At 55.9% G+C, this 4,930-nt stretch carries 10 protein-coding genes; 8 read left to right on the top strand and 2 right to left on the bottom strand.

Going from position 1 to position 4,930, the window contains the following annotated elements; genetic code table 11:
* Window positions 1–51: 51 nt before the first annotated feature.
* Both DM374_RS32065 and DM374_RS32060 read right to left on the bottom strand, forming a co-directional pair.
* Complete coding sequence (locus tag DM374_RS32065) at window positions 52–348, bottom strand: addiction module antidote protein (protein WP_011475354.1); 297 nt, start codon at window positions 346–348, stop codon at window positions 52–54.
* Window positions 345–647: a type II toxin-antitoxin system RelE/ParE family toxin gene (locus tag DM374_RS32060; RefSeq protein ID WP_011475355.1), complete on the bottom strand. Its 303-nt coding sequence runs from the start codon at window positions 645–647 to the stop codon at window positions 345–347. Before DM374_RS32060 ends, DM374_RS32065 begins: the two co-directional genes overlap by 4 nt.
* Window positions 648–856: 209 nt before the next feature.
* Here DM374_RS32060 and DM374_RS32055 point away from each other — a divergent pair, with 209 nt between their 5' ends.
* From DM374_RS32055 to DM374_RS32035, 8 genes are all read left to right on the top strand, one after another.
* Complete coding sequence (locus tag DM374_RS32055) at window positions 857–1,075, top strand: hypothetical protein (RefSeq protein ID WP_110973483.1); 219 nt, start codon at window positions 857–859, stop codon at window positions 1,073–1,075.
* Window positions 1,076–1,138: 63 nt separating this feature from the next.
* Window positions 1,139–1,300 carry a hypothetical protein gene (locus DM374_RS33560; RefSeq protein WP_169882213.1) on the top strand — a complete coding sequence of 54 codons (162 nt, stop codon included), beginning with the start codon at window positions 1,139–1,141 and terminating at the stop codon, window positions 1,298–1,300.
* Between the two features lie 194 nt (window positions 1,301–1,494).
* Entirely contained in the window at window positions 1,495–1,791 is a 297-nt protein-coding gene (locus DM374_RS33360) for a hypothetical protein (protein WP_157969799.1), read from the top strand.
* 5 nt (window positions 1,792–1,796) lie between these two features.
* The gene (locus DM374_RS33355; RefSeq protein ID WP_157969798.1) at window positions 1,797–2,060 is read left to right on the top strand and encodes a hypothetical protein; all 264 of its coding nucleotides are present in this window, start codon (window positions 1,797–1,799) and stop codon (window positions 2,058–2,060) included.
* Between the two features lie 152 nt (window positions 2,061–2,212).
* Window positions 2,213–2,455 carry a hypothetical protein gene (locus DM374_RS32050; RefSeq protein ID WP_110973482.1) on the top strand — a complete coding sequence of 81 codons (243 nt, stop codon included), beginning with the start codon at window positions 2,213–2,215 and terminating at the stop codon, window positions 2,453–2,455.
* Window positions 2,456–2,506: 51 nt separating this feature from the next.
* Entirely contained in the window at window positions 2,507–4,189 is a 1,683-nt protein-coding gene (locus tag DM374_RS32045; RefSeq protein ID WP_110973481.1) for a DNA cytosine methyltransferase, read from the top strand.
* An 81-nt stretch (window positions 4,190–4,270) separates the two neighbouring features.
* Window positions 4,271–4,489, top strand: coding sequence for a hypothetical protein (locus tag DM374_RS32040; RefSeq protein ID WP_110973480.1), 219 nt, complete (start codon window positions 4,271–4,273; stop codon window positions 4,487–4,489).
* A gap of 11 nt (window positions 4,490–4,500) precedes the next feature.
* The gene (locus tag DM374_RS32035) at window positions 4,501–4,920 is read left to right on the top strand and encodes a hypothetical protein (protein ID WP_110973479.1); all 420 of its coding nucleotides are present in this window, start codon (window positions 4,501–4,503) and stop codon (window positions 4,918–4,920) included.
* Window positions 4,921–4,930: the final 10 nt, after the last annotated feature.

The raw sequence follows: 4,930 nt of genomic DNA, 5'->3' as shown, positions 1-4,930 counted from the left end.
GCAAGGGTTTCGAAAAAAACCCGCACAATGGCGGGCCTGATTTGCGGACGTTTAGCCGTGGGCTACGTCGACGTGCTGTTTTGCCGTCATGTCCAGGCCAACCGCACGCATCACCCCGATCATGGTTTTCAGCGTTGGGTTGCCGTTTTTCAGTTGGTAGAGGTGTGCGCGTGTGACGCCAGCCTCTTTTGCAATCGCGGTCATACCTTTGGCGCGAGCTACCACGCTCAGCGCCTGCGCGATAAATGAGGCATCACCAGATTCGAAAGCATCAGCCATAAAGATGGCGATAGATTCCGCGTCAGTGAGTAATTCCGCTGGATCGTATTCGTAAATTGGTTCTTTCATTCGTCTTCACTCCACTGGCTTGCCAGAGTTTTTGCGGTTTCTATATCCCGCGCCTGACTGCTTTTATCCCCACCGCAGAGCAATAGGACCAGCTGATCGCCGCGCTGCTGGAAATACACCCGGTAGCCGGGGCCATGATGAATACGCAACTCACTGACGCCTTGACCGACTGGCTGCACGTCACCAAGCAAGCCGTGGGCTACGCGCAACACCCGCGCCGCGATAATCAGTTTGGCCTTCTTGTCACGCAGTTTGCGTTCCCAAGTCATGTAAGTGGCGGTTTGGATAATCGTTTTCATGTGTATAAGTGTATTACATATATGACACGTAATCAAGCTGATTGGTGCATTCTCGCATGCGAGAAAGTAAATAAATAGTCCTATCGAATGATACTAACAGTTGACCCTATTTCTGTTTGTTGAGATAATTTCTCCGTCGAAGCAATCCCGCTTCGGCAGCTTGGAACCAGCGGCGGCAACCGCCCAAGCGAATTGCGAAGGAGAATGAAATGGCTGTTCATCGTGTTATTTGGGAAATGGACGTTGATGTTACTGGCGGCCCCAGAGAGGCAGTGGAAGCGGTTGCGAAACGCTATTTCGCTAAGCATGTCGCGAATGGTGAGCCAGGTAGCGCATGCGTGTTCACTGTCATCGATCCGAAGGGTAAGCGCGCGTTGGTCGACCTGGCACCGAGTCTCCGTGACCTCGAAGGCGACGACACTGAGTAATCAACATTCAGCGCGCCCGGTGCAGGTAAGCACCGGGCAACCCCGACAGATGAGGTGATAACGATGACCCTGGACGAAGCTCTCGAAGAAGACAACGTGGTAAGCCGCGACGAAGCAAAAGCCGAGTGCGAGAAACATTCCCTCGCCTTCGCGGATCTTGTAGACGAGCTGGGCGATCACTCGGAGTACAAGTCCCGAGACGTAATGCATTGGCTGGGTTACTGATCCATGACCACTACCAAACCGGCTGGGCTCACTGAAATTTCGTTGACCCTCGCAATCGAGACGCGGGACGCGCTTCGCGCCCAAGGCGTCAAATGCCAGTTGCGCTTTGTGAGCGGCGATCTTTGGAACGTGCTGTTGGCAGGCACGGACTACTAATTCGGGAAGCCCGGTTCGCCGGGCATTCGGGTGCAATCATGAATCAGACACCACGCCAAGAACGCATGTTGTTCGGCGATGAGGCTGACGCTCACGCATTCTGGAAGGACAAAGAGTGGAAGACCTTCGCGGTTGATTTAATCGCGCACACCGGCAGGAAACAGAAGGTCATCCACACGATGTACGTTCGTGCGCGCACATGCGCAGATGCTGCACAATGTGCGAAAGATAATGACTGGACTCGCAAACCTAAGCCGCGCTACGTCGCTCGCCTTGCTGGCCCACGCGAGCTGGGCTGCACTCCATCACCTAAATCGATCAATGTTCAAGGATGATTACCATGAAAACCAATCCAAACACCCCGACACCAAAACCGATCCGCGAAAATAAATCTGATGGCATGTTCATAGCGTCAATGGTTGGGTGCGGGGCGCTCTTTTTCATCTTTTTGGGCGGTATCGGCTCCGTGGTTAATGAATATGTACTTGCCAGCGAACAGGAATGGCTGGGTACTGCAACTGCTCTTGCATTGGCAATCGGCATTGCTGGGGGGGGGCCTCAGCTCGTTCATTGTTGCCGACTACCTGTCCAACAAAGAAGATAAATAAAAATCAATTTCTAGTAAAAACGGATGATACTAATAGTTGACCCTGAATCGCTCTTTTGAGATAATGAATTTGTCGAGGTAATACCGCCTCGGCAGCTTGGGACAAAGCGGCGGCAACCGCTCCAAGTCACTCGAAGGAGATTCAAACAATGACTACCGAAACCCACCTGTTTTATTTCAGCGATGCGAAAACCCTTCGCGAGTACAGCGGTTTTACCGTTGAGCCTTCCCACCAAGCCCGTCCTGGGCAAATTCCTTCCACCGTCACCCTCTACATGGTTGTTGCGCAGCGCTCCGGCATTGGCCAGCGCGAAGTTCTCGCAGAGTTCCCGTTGGAATTGCACGCCGAAATCTTCCGCGACATGGCCGAAGCGACTGCCTCAGCCATCTGACCTCAGCAAGCCCGGACCTCACGGTCCGGGCACCAGTGACGGAATGCGATCATGCCTATCAGGTACGTGCTCAAGCACTTTCATTTCTGCTGCGGTCTAGGCGGCGGGGCAAAGGGTTTCAATCAGAACAAAGAGGTAGTCGGCAAGCTGCAGGCCGAATGGCGTTGCGTCGGTGGTGTCGACGTGGACGCCGGAGCGCTCAAGGATTTTGAGCGCTTGGCCGGTGTACCAGGTACTCAGATGGATCTGTTCACCCGCGAGCAGTACATCGCGTTTCACGGTAAGCAACCGCCTGCGGATTGGCGGGAAGCTACGCCGGATGACATTCGCCGCGCCGCTGGCAACCAAGATCCTGACGTTGTGTTCATCAGCAGCCCATGCAAAGGCGCGTCGGGCTTATTGTCCGAAGCATTGAGCCTCACCCCCAAATATCAGGCACTCAACGAGCTGACGCTACGTTGTGTGTGGCTCATGTGCGAAGCCTGGCAACACAACCCAGTCAGCTTGATCGTGTTCGAAAACGTACCGCGTCTGGCCAGCCGGGGCCGACACTTGCTTGACCAGATCGGGCAGATTCTTGAGTTCTTCGGCTACGCCGTATCGGAGACGACCCACGACTGCGGCGAACTGGGCGGACTGGCCCAATCTCGCAAACGGTTCTTGCTGGTCGCCCGCCACGTCGAGAAGGTTCCACCGTTCCTGTACGAGCCGGAAAAGAAGTCGCTGCAATCCGTTGGTGCCGTCCTCGGCCGCATGCCGATGCCAGGTGACATCGAGCGCGCAGGCCCAATGCACCGCGTGCCGTCACTGCAATGGAAAACGTGGGTGCGACTCGCCCTTGTCGAAGCGGGCAAGGATTGGCGCAGCCTTGATCAACTGGCTATCAGTGACGGGTATCTGCGGGACTTTGTGATCGTGCCAGAGGCGTTTTCAGGATACTTGGGTGTCAACGCATGGGATAAGTCTGTCGGCACCGTGGCAGGGCAATCAAGAGCTACCAACGGGGCTTTCTCTGTCGCGGATCCGAGAAGCCCGGTAGACGCGCCTCAATACCACCAATACGGCGTTCGTAGATGGGAAGACACCAGCGGCGCGATTATCGGTGTCAAGTCACCGGGTCAGGGCACTTTCAGCGTGGCGGATCCGCGTGGCGCAGCTGGTGGCCACGGCAAGTACAACGTTACCCGTTGGGACGGATCAGCCCGAACAGTGATTGCGGGCAGCACAACAGGGCAGGGGGCCTTTGCGGTACAGGATCCCCGCTCCGGCCTGCGCCGCGTAAAAGGTGATGCGTACCTCACTGGCGGACATTACGGCGTCGTCCCGTGGGACAGCACTGCAGGCGCTATCTCCGCCAGTGCGCGATTGGACAATGGCCGTTGGAGTGTCGCTGATCCTCGAATGCCTGCAGCGAATGAACGCCTGACGTGTGTGATCAGAAGCCTTGACGGCACCTGGCACCGGCCTTTCACCACACTGGAAATGGCTGCACTGCAAAGCCTCGTCGATCCCGAGGAAATGCTAGAGCTGGACGGGTTGAGCGATCAGGCATGGCGGGAACGAATCGGTAACGCGGTTCCGCCGAATGCCGCCGAGGCGATTGCCGGTGTGATGGCTCAAACCATTTTGCTGGCCAAGCAAGGCGAAACCTTTTTGCTCAGCCACATGCCCGTATGGGTCCGGCCCGTGGCCGTTGGCCTGTCGTTGGCCAACCACCTCGATAACGCAGCATAAATCTGCGCCCCTGACGGGGCGCATCCCTCCCGGATCAAGCGGCGGCAACCGCCCCGGGATTTCAGCGAAGGAGATCCACAAATGCACTTTCGTGACCTCACTCAAAGCAAAGCCGAACGTTCTTGCCATGCACTGCAATCCGCTGCGCGGCTGGCAGAACTGCACAAGAAGTGGTATTCAGCCGCGGAACTTTACGAAGCCGCCGCCTCGATCTGGCCGGGCAACGGCCTGACCTACATGCGACGTGCGGAACAATGCCGTTCGCTGATCGATTCCGCACGCGATGAAATGGACCTCTGAGGAACGAAGTCATGGACAACACCAATGCACTGCGCACGCCCGAATACCTTGACGTGTTGATGTGGCTTGAGACCGCCTCAGAGGATCTGATTACCGGTGCTTACTGGGCGGCAACTGGCTCTGTGAAACAGGATCTGCGCATCGGGATTCAAAGCCTGATGGATTCAGATCGGCCAGCTCTGGCCAACTATTTCCCCGAGCTGGTTATCAATCCAATAAAGCTGGATGAACTCTCTGTGCTATTCCCTGAGTGCATTCAGCCATTGAAAACATTGGAAGAATCCCTATCGGTGCGAGACAGAGACAGAAGGAGCCCACCCAAAGGGTATTGGGCTGTTTCTGCTGTCATCCAAGAACTGAAAACCGAAGGAAAACTGTCGCCCAGTCAGAGCGTGCTACTCGCCGCCGAGCTGGCTACTTTCCGAACCTAACCCCTCTCAT

Source organism: Pseudomonas huaxiensis, from assembly GCF_003231275.1.
Taxonomy (GTDB): domain Bacteria; phylum Pseudomonadota; class Gammaproteobacteria; order Pseudomonadales; family Pseudomonadaceae; genus Aquipseudomonas; species Aquipseudomonas huaxiensis.
Note: the sequence above shows the minus strand (reverse complement) of the source record. Positions and strands in the feature narration are given on the sequence as shown.